General features: G+C 57.0%; 13 protein-coding genes. 8 read left to right on the top strand and 5 right to left on the bottom strand.

Going from position 1 to position 22,484, the window contains the following annotated elements; translation table 11 throughout:
- Positions 1-209: 209 nt before the first annotated feature.
- The 3 genes from HMPREF2849_RS00390 to HMPREF2849_RS00400 all read right to left on the bottom strand — a co-directional run bounded on the left by HMPREF2849_RS00390 (position 210) and on the right by HMPREF2849_RS00400 (position 8,785).
- The gene (locus tag HMPREF2849_RS00390; protein WP_070862424.1) at positions 210-3,878 is read right to left on the bottom strand and encodes a multifunctional oxoglutarate decarboxylase/oxoglutarate dehydrogenase thiamine pyrophosphate-binding subunit/dihydrolipoyllysine-residue succinyltransferase subunit; all 3,669 of its coding nucleotides are present in this window, start codon (positions 3,876-3,878) and stop codon (positions 210-212) included.
- Between the two features lie 103 nt (positions 3,879-3,981).
- Entirely contained in the window at positions 3,982-7,827 is a 3,846-nt protein-coding gene (locus tag HMPREF2849_RS00395) for an ABC transporter ATP-binding protein (RefSeq protein ID WP_168168066.1), read from the bottom strand.
- 91 nt (positions 7,828-7,918) lie between these two features.
- A complete protein-coding gene (locus tag HMPREF2849_RS00400; protein WP_038628387.1) occupies positions 7,919-8,785 on the bottom strand; it encodes a hypothetical protein in 867 nt (288 codons plus the stop codon).
- A 129-nt stretch (positions 8,786-8,914) separates the two neighbouring features.
- Between HMPREF2849_RS00400 and HMPREF2849_RS00405 the strand changes: the two genes are divergently transcribed.
- A complete protein-coding gene (locus HMPREF2849_RS00405) occupies positions 8,915-9,736 on the top strand; it encodes a (2Fe-2S)-binding protein (RefSeq protein WP_222865052.1) in 822 nt (273 codons plus the stop codon).
- A 198-nt stretch (positions 9,737-9,934) separates the two neighbouring features.
- Positions 9,935-10,768: a hypothetical protein gene (locus HMPREF2849_RS00410; protein ID WP_048732832.1), complete on the top strand. Its 834-nt coding sequence runs from the start codon at positions 9,935-9,937 to the stop codon at positions 10,766-10,768.
- Positions 10,769-10,796: 28 nt separating this feature from the next.
- On the opposite strand, the gene HMPREF2849_RS00415 is transcribed toward HMPREF2849_RS00410, so the two are convergent.
- Positions 10,797-11,351 (bottom strand): hypothetical protein, encoded by a 555-nt coding sequence (locus tag HMPREF2849_RS00415; RefSeq protein WP_070862426.1) that lies wholly within the window; start codon positions 11,349-11,351, stop codon positions 10,797-10,799.
- Between the two features lie 298 nt (positions 11,352-11,649).
- Here HMPREF2849_RS00415 and HMPREF2849_RS00420 point away from each other — a divergent pair, with 298 nt between their 5' ends.
- The 5 genes from HMPREF2849_RS00420 (at position 11,650) to HMPREF2849_RS00440 (ending at position 18,456) form a co-directional block, all read left to right on the top strand.
- Positions 11,650-12,711, top strand: coding sequence for a chymotrypsin family serine protease (locus tag HMPREF2849_RS00420; protein WP_070862427.1), 1,062 nt, complete (start codon positions 11,650-11,652; stop codon positions 12,709-12,711).
- A 255-nt stretch (positions 12,712-12,966) separates the two neighbouring features.
- A complete protein-coding gene (locus HMPREF2849_RS00425; protein WP_242451381.1) occupies positions 12,967-14,106 on the top strand; it encodes a trypsin-like serine protease in 1,140 nt (379 codons plus the stop codon).
- Positions 14,107-14,256: 150 nt separating this feature from the next.
- On the top strand, positions 14,257-15,642 hold the full coding sequence (locus HMPREF2849_RS00430) for a Sau3AI family type II restriction endonuclease (protein ID WP_069358841.1): 1,386 nt from the start codon (positions 14,257-14,259) through the stop codon (positions 15,640-15,642).
- A gap of 124 nt (positions 15,643-15,766) precedes the next feature.
- The gene (gene dcm / locus HMPREF2849_RS00435; RefSeq protein ID WP_069358840.1) at positions 15,767-17,050 is read left to right on the top strand and encodes a DNA (cytosine-5-)-methyltransferase; all 1,284 of its coding nucleotides are present in this window, start codon (positions 15,767-15,769) and stop codon (positions 17,048-17,050) included.
- A 23-nt stretch (positions 17,051-17,073) separates the two neighbouring features.
- Positions 17,074-18,456 carry an MFS transporter gene (locus HMPREF2849_RS00440; protein ID WP_070862428.1) on the top strand — a complete coding sequence of 461 codons (1,383 nt, stop codon included), beginning with the start codon at positions 17,074-17,076 and terminating at the stop codon, positions 18,454-18,456.
- Here the strand turns inward: HMPREF2849_RS00440 and HMPREF2849_RS00445 are convergent.
- Positions 18,453-19,385, bottom strand: a complete 933-nt coding sequence (locus tag HMPREF2849_RS00445) for a bile acid:sodium symporter family protein (protein WP_070862429.1) — start codon at positions 19,383-19,385, stop codon at positions 18,453-18,455. The genes HMPREF2849_RS00440 and HMPREF2849_RS00445 overlap by 4 nt on opposite strands.
- Before the next feature lie 712 nt (positions 19,386-20,097).
- Here HMPREF2849_RS00445 and HMPREF2849_RS00450 point away from each other — a divergent pair.
- Positions 20,098-22,266, top strand: a complete 2,169-nt coding sequence (locus tag HMPREF2849_RS00450) for a DEAD/DEAH box helicase (RefSeq protein WP_049190075.1) — start codon at positions 20,098-20,100, stop codon at positions 22,264-22,266.
- Positions 22,267-22,484 lie beyond the last annotated feature (218 nt).

Here is a 22,484-nt window from a genome sequence, read left to right on the forward strand (position 1 = left end):
ATTTTTGTCATAAACGTAGTCAGTAACTCGCATTGAGGACTAAGTAGTAAATGGTGCCGACCCGGTGGCACGCCGACCGGACACGCTTTTTGACTATTCGCCCTTGATGCCTGGCAACGATCGCCCAAGCAACAAGAAAGGGGCTCCAACCGTTCGGTTGGAGCCCCTTAGCGTTTACACGCCAACTGGCGAAGACCAGTCAATGAGACCTACTTGAGAGCCTCTTCCAGCAGAGCCTTCTCCTCAATCTGGTGGACCTTAGCCACACCAGTTGCGGTGGAGGACTGTGCACGGCGGGAAACGCGGGTCAGCTTCGGCATATCCGGCAGAACCTCTGGGAGGTTCAGTGCCAGGAACGGCCACGGACCCTGGTTAGCCGGCTCATCCTGAACCCAGCGGACTTCCTCAAGATCCGGGTAGGACTCGAAGATGTCGCGGAGGCGGTTGTGCGGCAGCGGGTGCAGCATCTCCAGGCGAGCGATTGCAAGATCGTCGCGCTTGTCCTTCTTACGCTTCTTCTCCAGCTCCCAGTAGATCTTGCCGGAGCAGAGCAGCAGGGTCTTGATGCCGGACTTGTCCTTGGACTCGAAGTTCGGGTCATCGATGACCGAGCGGAACTTGTTCGGGTTGGTGAAGTCCTCGACAGCAGACGCTGCCATCTTGTTGCGCAGCATCGACTTCGGCGAGAACACAACCAGCGGACGGTGCAGGTCGGACAGGACGTGGCGACGCAGCAGGTGGAAGTAGTTAGCCGGCTCGGACGGCTGAGCAACGGTGTAGGAGCCCTCGGCTGCGAGCTGCAGGAAGCGCTCGATACGTGCCGAAGAGTGGTCCGGGCCCATGCCCTCGTAGCCGTGCGGTAGCAGCAGAATCAGCTTGGAGGTCTGACCCCACTTGGCCTCGCCGGAGGAAACGTACTGGTCAATGGTGGTCTGAGCGCCGTTGGCGAAGTCACCGAACTGTGCTTCCCAGAACACTGCTGCGTCCGGGTTACCCAGGGTGTAGCCGTACTCGAAGCCCATGCCTGCGTACTCGGTCAGAGCCGAGTTGTAAATCATGAAGCGACCACCGTTCTTGGACTTACCGTAGGCGTCGATCGGGTTGTATTCCGAACCGTCCTCGGAGTCAATCAGAACTGCGTGGCGAGAGGTAAAGGTACCGCGGCGGACATCCTCACCTGCGAAGCGGACGTCGATGCCAGCACCGGTGAAGGAGCCGATTGCCAGCAGCTCGGCCATACCCCAGTCGATGCCACCTTCCTGAGTCATCTCCGCGCGCTTCTTAGCGACCGGCGCAACACGCGGGTGAATCTTGAAGCCCTCAGGGAGGTTGACGTAAGACTGACCAATCTCGACGATTTCAGCCTTCTCGATGCCGGTCTTCAGACCATGCGGCAGCGGCTGAGAGCCTGCAATACCGGACTGTTCGCCCGGCTTTGCGTCCTGTGCTGCGCGGACCTCGTTGAAGACAGCTTCCATCTGGTCGTGGAAGTCTCGGCGAACTGCCTCGTACTCTTCCTCGGAAATGTCACCGCGACCAATCAGGTCCTCGGTGTACTGAGCGCGGACGCTTTCCTTTTCGTCGATGACCTTGTACATCAGCGGCTGAGTCATGGACGGGTCATCGGCCTCGTTGTGGCCGCGCTTGCGGTAGCAAACCAGGTCGATGAAGACGTCCTTGCCGTAGCGGTTACGGTACTCAACAGCCAGCTGGCCGACCCAGACGACAGCCTCCGGGTCGTCACCGTTGACGTGGAAGACCGGGCAGCCGTATGCCTTGGCGATGTCGGTTGCGTAGTAGGAGGAGCGACCGGAGTCCGGCGAAGTGGTGAAGCCGATCTGATTGTTCACCACGATGTGGACGGTACCGCCGACCTTGTAACCACGCAGGGACATGAGGTTCAGGGTCTCCTGGACAATGCCCAGGCCGGCGAAGGATGCGTCACCGTGCAGCAGCAGCGGCATGACGGAGTAGCCCTCTTCGCCCTTGTTGATCTTGTCCTGGCGTGCACGAGCAAGACCCTCAACGACCGGGTTGACGGCCTCGAGGTGGGACGGGTTCGCAGTCAGGGTGACGTCAATCTCGCCCTCGCCGAACATCTGGATGTGACGGCCAGTAGTACCCAGGTGGTACTTGACGTCACCAGAACCGCCGACCTGTGCCGGGTCGATGTTGCCTTCGAACTCGGTGAAGATCTGGCGCAGTGGCTTGCCGACGATGTTTGCGAGCACATTCAGTCGACCGCGGTGTGGCATACCGATGACGACCTCATCCAGGCCAGCACCAGCAGCGGTGTCAATGGCGGAGTCCATCAGCGGAATCAGCGACTCTGCGCCCTCAAGGGAGAAGCGCTTCTGGCCGACGTACTTGGTCTGCAGGAAGTTCTCGAATGCCTCTGCGGCGTTTAGCTTCTGCAGGATGTACTTCTGCTCAGCGTGGGACGGCTTTGGCTGGCCGCCCTCAATGCGCTCTTCCAGCCACTCGCGCTCTTCGCGGTCGAGAATGTGAGCGTACTCGGAACCGACCTTGAGGCAGTATGCGTTGCGAAGGCGAGAGAGAACCTCGCGCAGCGTCATCGTCTCCTTGCCGCCGAAACCACCGACGTTGAAGGTACGGTCCAGATCCCACAGGGTCAGACCGTGTTCCTCAATATCGAGGTCAGCGTGGTTCGGAGCAGAAGTATTTGGCTGGTCAGAACGCAGCGGGTCAATGTCAGCCAGCAAGTGACCGCGGGAACGGTAGGCCTCAATCAGACGCATGACGCGGGTGTTCTTGTCAATACCCGTGTTCGGCAGATCCTGCGCCCAACGGATTGGGGTGTAAGGAACATGCATGGTCTGGAAAATGTGGTCCCAGAACTTGTCGTCGACAAGCAGATTGCTCATCGTGCGCAGGAACTCACCGGACTCTGCACCCTGGATGATGCGGTGATCGTAAGTAGAGGTGATGGTCACCAGCTTGCCGATGCCCATCTCTGCCAGACGGTCCGCGGAAGCACCGGCGAACTCAGCCGGGTAATCCATGGAGCCGACACCGATAATCGCGCCCTGCCCCTTGGTAAGGCGCGGGACGGAGTGGCGAGTACCGATACTGCCCGGGTTGGTCAGGGAAATGGTGACGCCCTGGAAGTCCTTACCGGTCAGCTTGCCGTGGCGAGCACGAACGACGATGTCCTCGTAGGCGTCGACGAACTGCTTGAAGGTCAGGGTTTCACACTCGCGGATAGCAGCAACTACGAGCGAACGAGAGCCGTCCTTAGCTGGCATATCAATGGCCAGGCCGAGGTTAATGTGCTCCGGGGTAACCAGAACTGGCTTGCCGTCAACCACCTTGTAGTTGTTGTTCATGTCCGGGTGGAGCATGACAGCCTTCACCATGGCGTAACCAATGATGTGGGTGAAGGAGATCTTGCCGCCGCGAGCGCGTGCCAGATGATTGTTAACCAAGGTGCGGTTTTCAAACATCAGACGTGCCGGCATATCGCGAACCGACGTAGCGGTCGGCATCTCCAGGGAGACATCCATGTTCTTAGCGATAGCTCGTGCGACGCCCTTCAGAGGCTCCTCGCCGGATTCAACAGCCGAAACCTTGGCTGCTGCATCCATTGGGGACTTCTTTGGCTTCGGGGACGCCGGCTTGTTCGGGGTCTTAGTGGGTTCGACCCCCTTGGATTCACGACGTCCGGTTGCCTTAGCTTCCTCCTTCGTGGCTGCTGCTGGCTTTGCCATATTGGAAAGGTCCTCGCCCTTTTGGGACGGGGTGTGGGTTGCGAAGAATTCGCGCCATTCCTGACCCACAGACTGTGGATCCTTCTGGAATTGCTGGTACATCTCGTCGACCAGCCATTCGTTCTGGCCGAAGCTCATGTCGCTGCTCACGGCAGGTACTCGCCTCTTTTCGTCTTAGTTTTACTAACTCACGTTTATTCTAATTAGCGCAAGCGTCAAAGTGTCATTCAAGGATAACGAAAATTCTGAATTACTACACCGTCGCGCTCCCCATATGGTACTTGCTCCAGAGCTCTGCGTATTGGCCACCCGCCGCTAGAAGTTCATCATGGGAGCCGTCTTCGACAATACGCCCGTGGTCAAGTACCAAAATCCGGTTGGCCCGAGCCGCCGTAGCCAGGCGGTGGGCCACAATAATTGCCGAGCGTTGACGCGACGCACGGTCAGTGGCTTCAAGGATTGCCGACTCTGTTGCAGGGTCGAGTGTCGCGGTGGCTTCGTCGAGAAGCAGCAGTTCAGGACGCATCATTTCGGCACGAGCGAGTGCGATGAGCTGACGCTGTCCGGAGGAGAGCCCTCGGCCATCTGGGCCGACGGGGTGGTGGAAGCCACCGGGCAGGCTGGCAATGGTGCTGAGGGCACCGACGTTTTTCGCGGCCTGCTGAATTTCAGCATGACTGCTCTCCGGTAGACCGTAGGAAATATTTGTTGCTACTGTCCCCGAAAACAGGTGTGATTCTTGGGGGACATAGCCGAGGGTGCGTCGCCAATCGTTAAGAGGGAACTCGCGGATGTCAGTTTCGGAGGCTCGCACCACGCCGCCAACTGGGTCGTAGAAACGGGCAAACAACTTAATGATTGTTGATTTTCCGGCGCCGGTGGATCCGACAATTGCGACTGTTTCTCCGGCAGGAATCTGCAAATCGAGAGCATCGAGAACCTGCGGGCGTTCGTGCTCAGAGTCGGCGGCGGGGTAGGAGAAAGCTACCTTGTCTAAGCGCAGGTCGCCAGCAGCTGCGCGGGACGCGCCGTCAGTAGTGCCGTGATCTGGCATGGGGACGGTCTGTAGGAGGTCATCAATGCGATTGAGGCCGACCTTCGCCTGCTGGTAGCCGTCGAAAACATGGGACAGCTGCTGAATCGGGCCAAAGAGCATTCCTAGGTACAGCGTGAAGGCGACGAGTACGCCGGGCGTCGTGGTTCCCGAAGCAACCTGTTGGGCACCGACAGCCAATACCGCGGCTGTTGCCAACTCAGAGACGAAGTTGATGCCGGGGAAGAATAGAGCCACGGCCAGCTGCGCTCGCTGACGAATTGCGCGGTACTTATCGGATTCCTCGGCAAAGGAAGATTCGATATCGGCGACGCGGTGGTACATCTGAATCTCGCGAAGCCCACCAATGGTCTCCTGAAAATCAGCGTTGACCAAGGAGAGCTGCTCGCGTGCAAACTTGTATAGGCGCGAGGAGATTCGGCGGAATACCAGGGTGGCCACCACAATGATGGGAAGCGATGCCAACGCCACTGCGGCGAGTGACACCTGTGTGGCAAGCAACAGCGCTGTGACACCGAGCAGAGTAAACGCGGCGATTGCCCCTTCTGCCAGTCCCGTTTGCAGGAAAGAGGAGAGCGCATCGATGTCGGTTGTCATCCTCGTCATGATGGCGCCCGAGCGATTGGCCTCGAAGTAGTTAATGCCAAGCGACTGCAGGTGACGGTAGCAACGCACACGCAGGGCATAGAGCAGCCGCTCACCAGTGCGCGCAGTAATAACAGCATTTGTGGCTACGGCAAGCCAACTGATGAGGACCGTCGCCAAGCCACCTGCGGCGCAGGCCCACAGCACGGCCTCATTGTGCTCACTGATGCCGTGGTCAATGGCGTAGCGCACGAGCATGGGGAACGCCAGATCGGCGACGGCAATGAGGGCGAGCAGCGCAATGACACTTATAAATAGGCCACGGACATAGGACAGCAACCGGCGCAGAGAAAAAAGCTCGGAGTTGTCGAGTGCCGCAGCGGGCACACGCGGTTTTTCGGTAGCGGGTGGGAGGTTTCGCACGCGCTCGAGTAGCTCCGGCGTCGCAGGCGCATTGGCGAGAGCCGCCCCCATGCCACCACGACCGCCGCCGCGGCCACCGGGGCCACCGGGTCCACCTGGACCGCCTGGACCTCCTCCGGCTCGGCCAACCCCGCGGCTCATTTGAGAAGTGGCACCTCCGGGAAGCCGCGCAGCGGTGTCTGGCGTGGAGTTGTCGGAGGTTGGCGCGGATTCGTCGGGCCAGAGTTCCTCGGGGCTGGGGTCTTCGCTGTCGATGGGGTCGAGAACAAGGTTTTCGATTTCGGGGTAGGCGCTCTGGTCGATGTCCATCAGCTCGGTGAAGCGCGGATGAGAAGTAATCAGTTCGGCCTTGGTGCCAATGCCGGTGATGGCACCGTCTTCGAAAATGGCGATGTGGTCCGCCTGCTCGAGAGTGGAAGATCGATGCGCCACGATGACGATAGTCGTTTCCGCCAGCTGCGAGGTCAGCGCGTTGAAGATTTCTAACTCTGTTGCAGCATCGATTGCTGAGGTCGCGTCGTCGAGAACCAAAACTCGAGGACGGGCGAGGAATGCCCGTGCTAACGCGACGCGTTGAGCTTGTCCGCCGGAGAGATTATGCCCGCGCTCGCCGATGGCTGTGTCCCACCCCTGAGGCAGGTCGTCGACGAAGTTGACCTGGGCGGCGGTCGCTGCGGCGACAATCTCTTCCTGGGACGCCGCGGGATTGGCGAATGCGATGTTCTCACGCAATGTGCCCGCAAATAGATAAGGAGTGTCCGGAACGACAGTAATAGCGTCATATACGTCGCTGGAGAGAATGCGCGCGGTATCTGTGGATGTGCCGTGGCTGGGCGCATCGATAGTGATAGTTCCCGAATCCGGCAGATAGTGACGGCCGAGCAACTCCGTGGCGATAGTCTTTCCGGACCCCGGTGGGCCAATCAACGCTAAGGTCGCCCCTGGTGCGACGGAGAATGAGACATCGTCGATAAGCGTGCGTCCGCCACGGCTGTGAGTGACGTGGTTGAAGGTGATGCCAACAGGGCCGTCGGGGAGAGGAAGCGCGTCGGTGGGTTCGGGGTTGTCTGGTCGGGCGTCGATGACATCGGAAATGCGGTCGATGCTTGCCGACGTCAGCTGTATCGAGATGACCATGTTGGAGACCAGACGCGACAGGGCAGTCAGGCTGGTGAGATACGTGGCAAAAGCTACGAACGTGCCTAGGGTGATGTGTCCGTTAATCGCGAGCCAGCCACCGACCGCGATATTTCCGACGAGGGACAGTTGCGGCAACGACTGTAGCGCCGGTTGGAATCGAGCGCTGAGTTTTGCCGCTCGCAGGCGTAGGGAATAGAGGAGCGACGAGTTACGCTCCATCTTCGCAACTTCGTTGTCACCCTGCGCAAACGCCTTAACAACGCGGATGCCGGAAACGGTTTCCTCGACTTGTCCGGCGATCTCGCCTGCTTGCTGTTGGGCAGCCCAGGTTGCGGCATGGAGTTTGTCACGAGAATTCACTGCAATGTAGACAATCGCTGGCACCACGGCGAGGCCGACCAGTGTCAGGGGCAGCGAGAGGGCGAGCATGATGCCGATTGTGATGAACAGCTTGACGACGGATCCCAGTGTCAACGGCAACATCGCCAGTAGTCCGGACACTGCCTGGAGGTCGGAAATTGACCGCGATACAACCTGGCCGGTGTTGACTCGGTCTTGTGCTGGACCATCGAGGTTTTGTAGGGAGCGAAGGATCTTTAGTCGCAGGTCGTGCTGAACATCAATGGAGAGTTTGCCGGAGAAGAATCTGCGCCCCACCTGGGCGACGAAGCGTACTAACGCGATGGCCAGAAAGACGGAAATGACTGCCTGCAGGGGAGTTAGGGAAGGCAGTAGGCGCGCGGGGACACCGCCATCGGAAGAGCCCGTTGCCACATCAATGGCATCTCTAGTGAGAAGCGGAAGTACGGACTCCAGCCCGACAACGATTAGCGCTGCAACAATGACACCATAGAGCGGTAGTGGCCTGTGAAGAGACTGTTTCCACAAGAACTTCATGGGAGAGGTTCTGAGGGGTTTGCTCTGGGCCATGGTGGGTACCGCTCTTCCATTGAAAAACGTCGCTGAAGGGTAATCGGGGTAAGAGGAACTACTTATTCTTCTTTTTCTTCGGCCACTTCAGCGCCGAGGGAATAGAGAACCTCGATGACTTTGAGTCCTTCTTCGAGTCCTCCGAGGTGTTGGATTTAGCCGGTAGCTTTCGTTCAAAGTCCGACCAATCCTGGGGAAGCGGGCCCAGAGATGCGCGAGTGGAGCTGATAAGAATGCCACCGAGCTTGCGGTTGGCGGAGGCCCCAACCACGGCGCCAATTCCAAATGGCAAAATCTTACCGATGATGGCCAGGCGAGCGTTCTTCATCAAGCGCTTGCGTGCCTCGCGAATCAGCAGGCGGTTTGCTGCACCCAGCTGCGGAACGCCAAGCCGTGGCAGTAGAGAATTTACGGAAGTTTTGGTCTGCTTCCGCAGCGATTCCTCGCCAAGCAGAGAGGCCATAATAGCTGTCCCCTCAGAGCCGCTCATGGCCGCAAGAATCAGCGTGCGACGGCGTTGCGGATCGGTGATGTCAATATTGCGCAGGGTTGCTGAGGCCAGTGTGTACCAGGCTGATGCTTCCAGGAACAGCAGCGATTCACCGGTAACCGCAGCCAAGCCCGTAATCATGCCGACGCCGGGAAGAACCGCACTGCCGCCGGCGGCACCACCGGTGCCGGTGACCAGGTTGAGGTAGTGGGAATCAATACGTTCTTGTACCTGCGCCGGAGTTTCATCTTTTTTGCGCTTGTGCAGGGAACTGACGTACCCGGTGATGGCAGACGACTGCCAGCTCATGGTCTTATCCAGGGTTTGGATAAGAAGGGTTCCCAGTTTTCCGGCATCACGTTCGATCGCTTCGGGGGTTGAGTTCACCGCATCAGTTACTGTGCGAGTTGAATCCTTCTTCGTCTTTTGGAACAAAGTAGTAGACCTCCTAAACGGGTCCGTTGAGAGCCATATGCCCATATAAACACTACTGAGCTGTGGGGAAATTCCGTAGTCGGTGGAAAAATAGACAGGTGTACGGCGATTAACACAGTCGATAGAAGGATGAGACTGGTGAACGATGTCACGCGGGGTGCCGCATTGCCTCCCGAGTACTCCCAGCTTTTGGCGGACTTTCCTCGGTTTTCCGCAGATGTCACGCCTCACGACGGCGCTGCGGAGTGGCACCTTTCTACCGAAGCTGTAGCCGCCGGAATTGAGGCTGGGAGAAAGCTGTTTCCCATGCCCGAGGTTGAGGTGGATACCCGTTTCCAGGCCCAGTTGTGGTGGTGGTCCATGTGCGGAGCATTGGTAGGGCCATCGCTGGCATGCGTGTTGGTGTCCGATCGAGTTCCAGTGTGGCAGTGGTCTTCTTGGCTCACATTTCTTCGAGATGACTATTGGGTTGGGTTCCAAGCTCAACAGTTTGAAAGCATTTCCGCTGAGGATGCGGATGAGCTGAAGGATTCCGGCGAAGCACTGGCTCATTTCTTGGAGCCGTTGGCTCAGGTTGTTGGAGAAGTCGGGGAAATCAAGCCTGCCCCTCTTTGGGCCGTGGCTGCCGATGCCGTAGCTAACGCCGCAATATCCGCCGGTAATGAGCTGATGGAGCCCTGGCGTGGAGCGCTTATTGGCAAACATGTCGTTGAGGGAATACAGCGAGTACATCGGGTCCCTCTTCCTCGTTTCATGGATTCCTGCGGAGGCGAGGTGCGCCCCTGGGATGAAGCCGCTGCTGAATCGGGAGAAGAACCGGACTTCGATGTAGTTACTCACCTGGAGAGGGCTACTTGCTGCATGATTTATCACAGCCCAGATGCCGATCTGTGTGTCTCCTGTCCAAAACGTTCTCGTGAGGAACGCCATCAACTCTGGGCACGCTACTGAGCGCTCTGTTTTCGAGAATCGACAGCTGGCGGCCTGCTCCTCAACCGACCGCGTTGGCGGCTTTGCAGCAGCACGCACGCTGCCGGCGCGATCTTTCGCAGCAATTGCCGGGGGCATGAGCCACCCCATGATTGCGCGTTTGTCGCTACGATTGGCTGCGGGTAGAGGCCAATTATCTTTCAAGGGAGGATTCCACCCATGAGCTTTTTCGAGCAGATTGCTGCGGCACTGGACCGCGAGGGCATTGAAAGCCGTGTCAACGATGACACCCTCTTCGTTCCCATTACCTCTGACCTGGAGGTTCAGTTCGTCACCATTGATGAGGACATCCCGGCTGCCGAAGTTTACGTAGCCGCTGCCGATGTGGATGATGAGGACGACGAGTTCGAAGCTGTTCTGGTCTCCGCTGTATTCTCCGTCGAAGACGCCGTCGCGGCAGTCGCCCACCATGTAGCTACTGACCAGGTTGTTGGCCTGCTGCGCACTCTGCTCGATGGTGATGATGACCGCATTGCTGACCTGGAGTTTGAACAGGACCCCGAAGAGGCAACCTTGGTCACCTCCGAAGTTGGTACCTCCTCGTTGGTCCAGGTTTTGGTAACTGCCCACAACAACGAGCCCAGCGCACACGTCCGCTTCATCTCCCAGGACGCGAACTTGGACGACATTGTCGACCAGGCCATCGCAGAGTTCTGGGACTCGGACACCGAAACGGTTCTCACCGATGATGACCGTCGCAAGATGTTCGCTGACCTCTACTCTGACATCCAGACCTTGCGCAATGAGGTTCTGACGCTGGGCACCTTCAAGGACTTTGACAAGCTGATGGATGTCCTTGCGCTCGTGGTAGACCGCGCAGAGGAATGGGAAGATCAGCTGGCACCCGTCGATGACGGGTACGCGGAGTATATCTACTCTGATCACGTTGCCTCCTTGGACGGGGATGATGATGACGATGACGACGATGATGACCTCTATGACGATGGCGACTATGACGACGAGGACGACGAAGAAGGCGACGACAGCGAGTAGCCGTACTGTGGCAGCACTGTGACCAGTGCTAAGCCGCTGATGGGCGAGAAGAAAAGAGCTCGTTAGGACACGGCAGTGGCCGCGCGCCCCTGGTGCCAATCCAGCTATAACGGCGCCCGGGGAGTGCGAGGGCAGTGCCGTTTTCGTGTATCTTGCTGCAGTCCTGCGCACGATGGAGAGCCTCAGCCACAGCCCGAGTACGTCGGCGGTTTTCTTCCCGCGTCCGATTCGAACCGCCAATTCCGCGGAGGACTACCTCCGATGAGGATGCCACCTTGACGGAAACGGAGTACATGAACATGGGCTCATCCTTCAGGATGAAGTATTCCGCGTGCACGTCGGCAAGCTGAGAGACCAGTGCGCGAGGAAGCGCTATCCGCGACGCGCGGACGGTGACCACAGGCCCGTCGGGAAGCGAAAAGGTGTGATCTAGCGCGCCGGGCGAATGCCTACGGGCGATGGTGGGGTGGCAGAGGATTGTGCGGATGAGGTCGAGGTCTTCGAAACATTCTGCACGGTAGGTAGCGGATAGTGGGGGAAGAGCTAGGCGGCGATGAATGGGAAACTCGTCTGCTGTGTTCATGGCTCACAAGTTATCGAACACCCCGGACTCGCATTTTCGAACATATAGAACTAATGTTCGAGATATGTTTAGCATCAATTGGCTACCCAAGTGGGGGTAGTCAATTGGCTAGGTGCCTGGTGTTATTGCAGGGACATGTGGGGTTGTGGAAACGATTCGATAACGACTTTTGTAAAAGTCCAAGAGTCTGAGAAAACGCTATTTCTGGGGGTGGGGTGGTGGATTAGTGTGGGGGATGGTCCTAAAGGAAAACTAAAAATTTGAAAGATTCGTCTCAATGAAGCACGCAAGAAGTCGAATGGCGGTATCGGCTTTCGCAGCACTTTTGTCCTTAGCAGCCCCGGTCGCGGCACATGCTGTCGTGGTTGGTCCGGGTGACCCGATTCGAACTCCCATGGAGGGAAGCCCGTGGGATGGGCACCGAAATGTCAACTCGCCGATGTGTTCGGCGGGTGTTCCGGGAGCGGTGACGGACCGCAATGGGGAAAAGCATCGGGTCATGTTGACCGCAGGGCACTGTGTGAATGATGCTCCGGATGTGGGTCTGCCAATCGTTACCGGTGAGGTGTATGTGCCAACCACCGAAGGCGATAAGCGCATTGGTACGACAGGTGCTCACCGTTGGGAAGTGCCGCAGGAAGATGCCGGACTGGAGTCGTTGCCGGCGGCCTTTAATGGTGCAGACTATGGAGTAATCAACCTTGATCCAGACGTAGAAACTACCGGCGCAAGTTACTCCATCGATGAAAATGGTCAGAGCTACGGGGAGCCTGTAGCGATGACTGGCATTCAAGACAATGAAGATCTGCCGCGTGGCGAGGTCTCCTTCGATAATTTTGGCAAACCTATCTGTAAGGACGGCATGCGTACCGGACGTGCCTGTGGCTATCAGGTATTCCGGGCTCGAAACGGCATTTGGACGGTTGGTATCGGCGTTGACCACGGTGACTCGGGCGGAAATGCCTACGATCCGACCACAAATGAAGTTATTGGCGTGAATTCGATGACCTTCGGTCCGGTCTCGCGTGTGATGCCCGCGGATATTGCCATCCAGGAGGCCTACGGCATTCCCGACGGTCAAGTAAACGACCACTTCGAGGTATCGGATTCCACGGCTCAGCGCGACTCCACCTATCGCACCCTCAACGAGGATATGGCGGCGGATCAGGAGTACGCCCGGACGCAGAATTCGCAGGGTTCTCAGGAAGGTTCTGTACCGCAGTTAACTGATCTTGTGGACCAGTTGCCGCAGTCGCCGCAACTGCCTGAGCTGCCACAATCGCCCCAATTGCCACAATCGTCACTGCCGTTTGAGCTGCCTCAGTTGGCAGAAATTCAGCTTCCAAGCTTTGAGGGCTAGCACCAGTCTGAGAATCTGACAAAAATCACCCCCGAACCGTTAAGAGAGCCAGAATCATCCAAGGCGGATGGTTCTGGCTCTTGCATTGCTGTTGAACAAACTTTTTGATGCGTAATGCGCGTGCCGTGAAGGCGATTGAACGGTTCCTCGACTGAGAATTTCACCCTAGGTTCCATTTTTGGAGAGCTTTGTAAAGGTGTCCCTAATACACTGAGAGGGACAAGTTTTCTGTACAGAAATGGAGTAGCGCACACTATGGTCAGTTCGAAGAAGGTCGCCACACTTACGGCTGCACTGTCGGTAGCTGCAGGTGGCTTTGTGCCCGGAATCGCGGTAGCTGAGGCTGCACCGGCAAACTCGGATGTTGTCATCGGCCCGGGCTCGCCGTTGCGAATGCCGTTCCCGAGCAGCAAGAACATCGATGGACGTCATGTTCAGTCCCCGATGTGCTCTCTGGGAGTTCCTGGCACCGTTGTGGATCAGAATGGCGTTTCGCATCGTGTCATCATGACTGCCGGCCACTGTGTTGTGGCGAAGGATACTGAAACCGGCGAAGAGGTCACCGGCCAGTTCTTCATCCCAACCAAGGATGGCGACAAGCTGGTCAACAAGGACTACATGGGCACCGATGTCATGCCGGAAGAGGGTGACTTCGACGAAAACACCACTATGCCGGAGTTCTTCAACGACCTCTTCAATAGCGGTGACTACGGCATCATTGAGGTTCAGGACGACATCAAGACCACCTCTATGTCCCACTCTGTTGATGAGTTCGGCAACGTCCACGGCGAGCCGGTTCAGATCGTCGGTATCGAGGACAAGCGCACTCTCGAGCCGATGGAGATTTCCTTCGACAACCTCGGTGAGCCCGTGTGCACCGACGGTTCCCGTACCGGCCGTGGCTGCGGCTTCCAGGTCTTCCGAGTCCGCAATGGTGTCTGGGCTATCGCTCCGATTGACCACGGCGATTCGGGCGGAAACGCTTTCAACCCGGAGACTCGCGAGGCCATTGGCGTTAACTCCATGGGCATCGGCCCGCTGAGTCGCTTCCAGCCGATTGACGTTGCTCTTGAAGAGCAGTACGACATCCCGGACGGCCAGGTCAACGAGCGCTTCAAGGTAGAGACCTCCACTGAACCGCAGTCCGAGTTCCGCACGATTGACGAGGACTCCCAGTACACCAAGCAGCACGTCCCACAGGAAGAGCCGGAGCTGGGCCCGATTGGCGAGCTGCTCCCAGAGGGCGTCGAGGTCCCGCCGGAGATTGCCGACATCATCTCGGAGAGCCCGTCTCTCCCGGAGCTGCCGATTCCGGAGCTGTCGGGTGCGACCGCTCAGGCAACGCAGTCTGTCAGCAACATTTCCTCGCAGGCGAACCTGCCGAGCCTGTTCTAATCAGGTCACCGCAGTCTCGTAGATAGGGCGTTCGCTTTACGACGCTCCGTTCAACCCCCTATTCCGCCACAGTGGCGGGGTAGGGGTTTGGCTTTCGTATTTTGGCCGCAAAATTATATAAGCTAAACGCACCAGCATACGAAAAGAGATATGCAGGAATCGAGTGATGGGACATTTTTTGCTATGAAGAGCTTTTCGACTGAGCTAGGCTATGACGATTCTGATGTGGAGTCAGTTGTAAACTACGCCGAAAAGATAGTCGGAAAATCTCTTCGAGAGGCACTTGGTGTCGAGGATTTGGATGATCCGAGGGTAAAGCGAGGGGCATTCGGTTCCGCGTTAGAGACACTCTATTTCAAGATTCCGGCTAACAGTAATGCAGAAGCAGACTTTACAAAAATAGGCGTCGAACTAAAAAGTACGCCGATGAAATTGACTAAAAAAGGTGATTATTCCGCAAAGGAACGTCTTGTCCTTTCGATGATTGACTACTTTTCACTCCCTGAGGAACAGTGGGTTGAGTCGCATCTGCTGGCCAAGATTAGCCGCATGCTATTAGTGGCATACCTTTTTGAAAAGGATAAGAATCCTGTCGATTACCAGGTTCTTCTCGCGAAGCTTTGGGAACTGTCGCAGGATGACATTGTCCAGCTTCGCAGTGACTGGGAATTGATTCAGGAGAAGGTCCGACGAGGACAAGCGCACACCATTTCATCTGGTGACACGATGTACCTGGAAGCCTGTACTAAGGCAGCGAATAGCACGATTACGCGGAAGCAGCCATTCTCGGATGAGCCGGCGAAGCCTCGGGCATGGGCCTTTAAGCGGAGTTATATTGATGTCATTCTCAACGGCATGCTTAATGCTCAAGAGATTGAACGAAAGCAATCAGAAGCAGATATGGATTTGCTTGGGCTGGTAAAGAAGCGATTCGCGCCGTATATGAATCGTACCCTTACTAGCTTGGCTGAAGGCTTGGGTTACAGTAACACCCGCCTTCCTAAGCATATTGGCAGTCTTATTGTTAAGAGTATTCTCGGTGTGGACAAGGAATCTGAAATTGCTGAGTTTGTAAAAGCTGGGATCGTCCCTAAGGTTATCCGTTTGAAGAGAAATGGAAAGCCCAAGGAATCCCTATCTTTTCCAAGGTTTTCCTACCGTGATTTGGTGGAGCAAGATTTCGAGCAAAGCGAGTTCAGTGAGCAGTTGGCGCAGAAGTACCTTTTTGTTGTCTTCTGCGAAGATGAGTCGAATCTTGGAGAGTTTCGACTAGCGGACGTACTGTTTTGGCAGATGCCTGACTCTGACTTGGTAGAGGCACGTGCATGTTACGACCTGATGCGGGAGCGTGTAATCGACGGGCGCGCTAGCGAGTCGGTTAAGAGTACGGAGAACCGTTGCTGTCACGTTCGGCCGAAGGCTCGAAACAAGGCAGATACAGCTGTTACTCCGCGAGGTGAAACTGTGGTCAAAAAGTCCTTTTGGTTGAACGCGGGGTACGTGGGTGATGAGATCAGTCGGGTTCTAAATTCCTAGAGATTTAGAAATAGTGTTCGAATAAGGCGGCGGTTTTGGTTAACTATCGGCCAGTTTGATCCGGCCTCTGTGTCATGGTTAGAATCACTCTGACGTATCAGAACACAGTAGCGATTGGAGAAACGTGTCTGATAAAACCATTCGCGTAGCCGAATTGTTCGCGGGAGTAGGTGGCTTTCGCCTCGGCTTAGACGGCTATCAGGATCAAAGCGACGGTATAGCATCTCTTCCGGCGGCAGGACCATTTGAGACCGTGTGGGCTAACCAGTGGGAACCACCAGGAACTCCAGCTCGCCAGTTTGCATGGCGCTGTTATGTAAACAGGTTCGGGGAGAACAGCTGTGTGAATGAAGACATCAACGTTGTTCTCGACAATGCGGAAGCCGGGCTGTTCGAAATTCCCGATGTAGACATGGTTGTGGGAGGGTTTCCGTGCCAGGACTACTCAGTTGCCAAACCGCTATCGCAAGCAGGTGGGATTGAAGGGAAAAAAGGTGTCCTCTGGTGGGATATCTACAGGTTCCTTAAGCTAAAGAGCCCCAAGTATGTCTTGTTGGAAAACGTTGATCGATTGCTGAAGAGCCCTGCTACTCAGCGAGGTCGCGACTTTGCAATTATGTTGTCGTGCTTCGGTGACCTCGGCTACTCCGTCGAGTGGAGGGTGATTAATAGTGCTGAGTATGGTTTTCCGCAGCGACGTAAGCGGGTCTACATCTATGCAGTTAAGAATCCCGGCACCTGGGAATTAGAGCAGCGCGCTAAGGATGGCATCATGGCCGCGGCTTTACCAATTGAGGAACCTCTGCATTTCACAGAAGTTGTGATTCCAGAGGATCCATATGAAGCAACAAAGACGTTTTCACTAGGTGCCAAGAAGTCTCCATTCGAAACTGGAGGCATAATGCAGAACTTCAAGGCGCTGACATTTTCTGTGGTTGAGTCCTATGATGGGCCTCGACAAGTTCTTGGGGATGTCCTTGTTGATGAGTCTGCTGTTCCAGATTCTTTCGTTATTCACGCGGATGAAGTTCATAAGTGGGAGTATCTGAAGGGTTCAAAGCGCGAAGAACGAGTCAATAAAAAGACTGGTTTTACGTATTTGTACAGTGAGGGGAGTATGTCCTTCCCGGACTCGACGGAAAAGCCCTCCCGAACGATTTTGACTGGTGAAGGCGGAAAATCGGCCTCCCGTTTCAAGCATGTGGTTAAGGTGGATGGAAGACTGCGTCGTCTAGTTCCAGATGAACTGGATGCTCTGCAAGGATTCCCTAAGGGATGGACGGACACAGGAATGACCGACGGCCATCGTGCCTTTTGCATGGGTAATGCACTAGTAGTTGGAATTCCTCATTTGATTGGCAAAGAGTTGGCCCGGCGAATTGAAAGTGAAATGGGCGACTCTGACTAGAGGTTTTAGAAAGGACCGTTACCTTGTCAGCTTCCCGTTCGCGCGACCTGCTTCGTCGTAAAGCAAAGTGCGAATCTCAGCCGGATATCGCATCGGAGGTGGGAAGCAAACCACAAGGTCGGGATTCTTGGCAGGGTGAATTAGACGGGACTAAACAGCCGATTCCGCGAGAGATTTGGATTCTGGTCAGCGCTGCGTTCATCATTGCGCTGGGCTTCGGTCTGATTGCACCGATCTTGCCGCAGTACGCGCGCAGCTTCGATGTGGGGGTGTTCGCGGCCAGCTTCGTGGTCAGTTCGTTCTCCATTTTCCGGCTAATCTTCGCGCCGGCATCGGGCTCACTGGTAGAGAAGCTCGGATATCGACGCACGTACCTAACCGGCATCAGTATTGTCGCGTTCTCGGCTTTGCTTGTCGGTATTGCGCAGACATATTGGCAACTGCTGGCGTTTCGTGCGCTCGGAGGCATCGGTTCGACGATGTTTACGGTCTCGGCAATGGGGCTGATTGTGCGGATTTCACCGCCGGAGATCCGCGGTAAGAGCTCGGCCGCCTACGGTACAGCCTTCCTGTTGGGCAATGTCTTTGGTCCAATCATTGGTGCTGCAATGGGCGCATGGGGCATGCGGATGCCGTTTTTCATCTACGGTGGGGCGCTGATCGTGGCAACGATTGTGGTCGGCATGTCGCTGAGTGCGGAGCATCTTCGCCATGTAGTGCCCAAGCGCACGACCCCGGTGCTGAAGTTCTCCGAGGCAATCCGTGACTCGGCATATCGAAGCGCACTAGTCGGAGCCTTCGCCAACGGTTGGTCGAACTTCGGCGTGCGCGTCGCGATTGTCCCGCTGTTCGCCGCGGCAACGTTTTCCCATGTTGGCGCCCCAGAACCGGGCAGCGATGGGGCAGTAGCCGCCACTGCCACAGCTGGTTTCGCGCTGACGGCCTTCGCGCTCGGCAATGTCACGGCATTGCAGTTTTCCGGCCGTCTTTCCGACCGCATCGGCCGTCGTCCACTGCTCATCACAGGACTGTTTATCAACGGCGTGTTCACTGGCGCTATCGGATTTAGCAGCGGTGCCATTCCGCTACTGATTCTCTCAGTCCTCGCCGGCTTCGGCGCTGGCATGATCAATCCATCGCAGCAGGCCGTGCTTGCCGACGTCATCGGTGCCAACCGTCAAGGTGGAAAGGTGCTCGCCAATTTCCAGATGGCTCAGGACTTCGGAGCGATTTCCGGCCCGCTGATTGTCGGCGCAATTGTGGATGCCGCAGGGTTCAAGGCCGGTTTCCTTGTTTGTGGTGTCATTTCGCTGGTCGCAATGGTGGGTTGGATTTTCGGGCGCGAGACTCTACCAGCCCACTCGTCGAACAGCGGAGCCAAAGAAGCCGAAGCGAAAACAGCTTAAGCAGAAGCGGATTTGCTAGTTTCCTTGCCTTCATCGAGCTTTCGGCAAATAGCCACGTAGATAGCGCCAGTGATGTTGTGCACCACAGCGGCCACCGCGCCGGGAAGCGCTGCCTCCGGGGTAAAGAACTTCGCTGCCATACCGGAGGACAGGCCAGCGGACTGTGTGCCGACCTCCACGGCCACCGTGCGCTTGCCCGCAGTCGGCATCCCCACCAGCTGGCCTGCAAAGAAGCCGAGCACGTAGCCCAGGACGTTGTGGATGATCACAGCCACAAACACAATCAGGCCAATGTTCGCCAGGCTCTCAGCGTTCTTGGCCACGGCACCGAAGACCACGCCACCGATACCGAGAATGGAAATCCACGGCAGGATTGGGAGGATCTTGTTAATAAAGGTATCGGCCACAAAGCGGATAATCAGACCGCCAATCACTGGCAGGAGGACTGTCTGACAGAGGCTCCAGGCCATCCCGAGGCCGTCGACCTCCGTGTGCGCGTCGGCAAGCACGAGCATAAGAAACGGCGTCATAATCGGCGAGACCAGTGTCGACACACTGGTCATGGCGACGGACAGCGCGACATCGCCACGCGACAGGTATGCGATGACATTCGACGAAGTGCCGCCCGGAACAGAGCCCAGCATGAGCAGACCAACAGCGAGTGCCGGGTTGAGTCCGAGGACTTTAGCCACGGCAATCGCTAGCAGCGGCATGATGACAAACTGCGCGATAACGCCGAAAAGAATCGCCAACGGGCGCTTAGCGACCTGCTTAAAGTCCGGAATGGTCAGGGTGAGGCCCATCGCGAACATGATGATCATCAGGAAATATGTGATGTAGTCCGTCAGCGGAGTAAACGGGGCGGGGAAGAAGAATGCCAGCGCCGAACCCGCCAAAATAAAGCCCGGAAATCCGAGAACCTCAATCATCGCCGAGAGCTTCGACGGTGCCCTATTTTCCTGCTCGCCATTCCCAGAAATCTCCTTGGGAGAATGTGGTTTTAGTGGGGACTGCCGGGGCGAAGACGGCTGCGTTTCTGGTGCGTTGTTATTGCTGGACATTCTCTAGCGACCTTGGGTTTATACGTTGCGAAATTGCAAAAATCCGCCGAACGGTGGGTGTTCCACGGCGGAAAATAGCTGATATGTGTACAAACGTGTAGGGAAAATGTTAACTACCTCACCCCATGCAATTGCAAAATAGGTACCCCGAAGTGGGTGCAATGTGCTCGCTTGACGACGGCCCCAGCGCCGGGCCTCATCCAAGAAATCGACCACCTTGTGTTGTGACCTTGCTGACGGGAAATGGTTTTTTGACCGACGGTGGCGTAGTCTGGGCAGTCAGTGTGAAATCCTGACGACAATGTCGCAGAGAATCTGGCAGCGGTATAAATTCGCTGGTGAAACGCTTGAGAGTGCATAGTGCATGATGGGCGCCCCTCCTCGGAAGTAAAAGCTGAATTGGGTTTGGGCGCAATTTTTCGAAGTATGTGCAAGAGAAGCGATGTCATCGCAATTCCGACGTGAGAGCACTGAAAAACAAGAACGTAAATTGGGCGGGTCATGTATGTGCGACCCAACTGTGAGTAATCAACTGTTGAATATTGAGTGTGTGGGCGAAAAGGCCCAGGAAGAGCCCCAAATGGCTAATAATGAAATGAATGGCAGCGTCGAGGAAAACCGCGAGGATCAGCGCGAAAACCGCGAGGACGCAATTGTGAAGGCCGAGGATGTAGTGGCCGAGGAAGCACCGGTGGTCGAAGAGAAGGCCGCTGAGGAAAAGACCGAAAAGGCTGAGGTCAAGGAAAAGGCCGAGAAGAAGGCCGAAAAGAACAAAGACGACAACGGCGACGACACCGTCGGCTTCGATGAGCTTGAGCTGCCGGATGACATTGTCAATGCAGTTCGCAAGGTTGGGTTTGAGACTCCGTCCCCAATTCAGGCTGCAACTATCCCGACTCTGATGAGCGGCCGCGACGTCGTCGGCCTGGCTCAGACTGGTACCGGTAAGACCGCGGCGTTTGCGCTGCCGATTCTGGCTCGCATTGATCGCTCCGTCCGTGCACCACAGGCTCTGGTGCTTGCTCCGACCCGTGAGCTGGCGCTGCAGGTTGCGGACTCCTTCCAGTCGTTTGCTGATCACCTGGGCAAGATTCAGGTCCTGCCAATCTACGGTGGTCAGTCCTATGGAGTGCAGCTGTCGGGTCTGCGCCGAGGTGCGCAGATTATCGTCGGCACGCCTGGTCGTGTCATCGACCACCTGGAGAAGGGCTCGCTGGACATTTCCGACCTGCGTTTCCTGGTGCTGGACGAGGCCGATGAGATGCTGCAGATGGGCTTCCAGGAGGATGTCGAGCGCATTCTTGCCGACACCCCGGATGACAAGCAGGTCGCGCTGTTCTCGGCTACCATGCCGGCTGCGATTCGTCGCCTGTCCAAGCAGTACCTGACGGAGCCGGAAGAGATTACCGTCAAGTCCCAGACTCGCACTGCGGACAACATTCGCCAGCGCTTCCTGATGGTCAGCCACCGCAACAAGCTGGACGCGCTGACCCGCATCCTCGAAGTCGAGGAATTCGAAGCGATGATCATGTTCGTGCGCACCAAGCACGAGACCGAGGAGCTCGCCGAGAAGCTGCGTGCCCGCGGATTCTCCGCTGCTGCCATCAACGGCGACATCCCGCAGACTCTCCGTGAGCGCACGATTGATCAGCTCAAGGACGGCCGCCTGGACATCCTGGTGGCAACCGATGTGGCTGCTCGTGGCCTGGACGTTGACCGCATTTCCCACGTGGTCAACTACGACATTCCGCACGACACCGAGTCCTACGTCCACCGCATCGGTCGTACCGGCCGCGCTGGCCGCTCCGGCGAGGCGCTGCTCTTTGTCACCCCGCGTGAGGGACGCCTGCTGCGCTCGATTGAGCGTGCAACCAAGTCGCAGCTGCACGAGATGAAGCTGCCGACCGTCGATGAGGTCAACGACTCTCGCAAGCAGAAGTTCGCTGATGACTTGACCGAGGCGCTTGCTGATTCGCAGGTTCCGGTCTTCCGTGAGCTCATCGAGGAGTACGCAGAAGAGCACGACACCCCACTGGTTGATATCGCCGCCGCTATCGCTGCGCAGGCACAGTCGGGCGACTTCCTAATGAAGGAACCGCCGCGTGGCCGTCGTAACGACCGTGACCGTGATCGTTTCGACCGCGACCGCAACCGTGGCCGCGATGGTCGCTCCCGCGGTGAGCGCGGTCAGGGCAAGCGCGCTGACCTGGTCGAATTCGACCGCGAGGGCACCGCAACCTACCGCATCAGCGTCGGTCGTCGCCAGCACGTCCGCCCGGGTGCCATCGTCGGCGCCATCGCCAACGAGGGTGGCCTGTCCTCCAAGGACTTCGGACACATCGACATCCGTGGCGACCACACACTGGTCGAACTGCCGGCCAACCTGCCGCAAGAAGTCATCAACAACCTCTCCGATACTCGCATCTCCGGCCAGCTCATTGGGCTGAAGCTTGACGACGGCACCTCGGTCGACGACAGCGATGACTACCGCGGTGGCCGTGGTGGCTACCGTGGCGATCGTCGTGATGGCGGCCGCGGTCGCGGAGGATACCGTGGTGGTCGCGGTCGCGATGACCGTCGTGGTGGTGGCCGTGGCCGTGGTGGCTACCGTGGAAACTTCGATGACGGTGACGATTTCGGTGGCCGTGGTCGCGGTCGCGATGACCGTCGTGGTGGCGGTCGCGGTCGCGGTGGCTACCGTGGTGGCCGTGATGACCGTCGCGGTGGTTACCGAGGCGGACGCCGCTAAACCTGCTAGGTGAGGTGAGCTGGGGGGGGGAGCGTCGTCAGGCGACAACCGACGACCGCCCTTGGCGCTGACCTAGAAAATAAAAAAACTGCCGGTGCGCATGTACTTCCAAGCCCTAAAAGTCGGGCCGAAACGTACAGGCGCACCGGCAGTTTTATTGTGTCTGAGCGTGAGCTCTAGATGAAGGGTTAAGTGACAAAAAGTGTGTCTGATTTTCA

The sequence above is a fragment of the Corynebacterium sp. HMSC073B01 genome, from assembly GCF_001838255.1.
GTDB lineage: Bacteria > Actinomycetota > Actinomycetes > Mycobacteriales > Mycobacteriaceae > Corynebacterium > Corynebacterium jeikeium_D.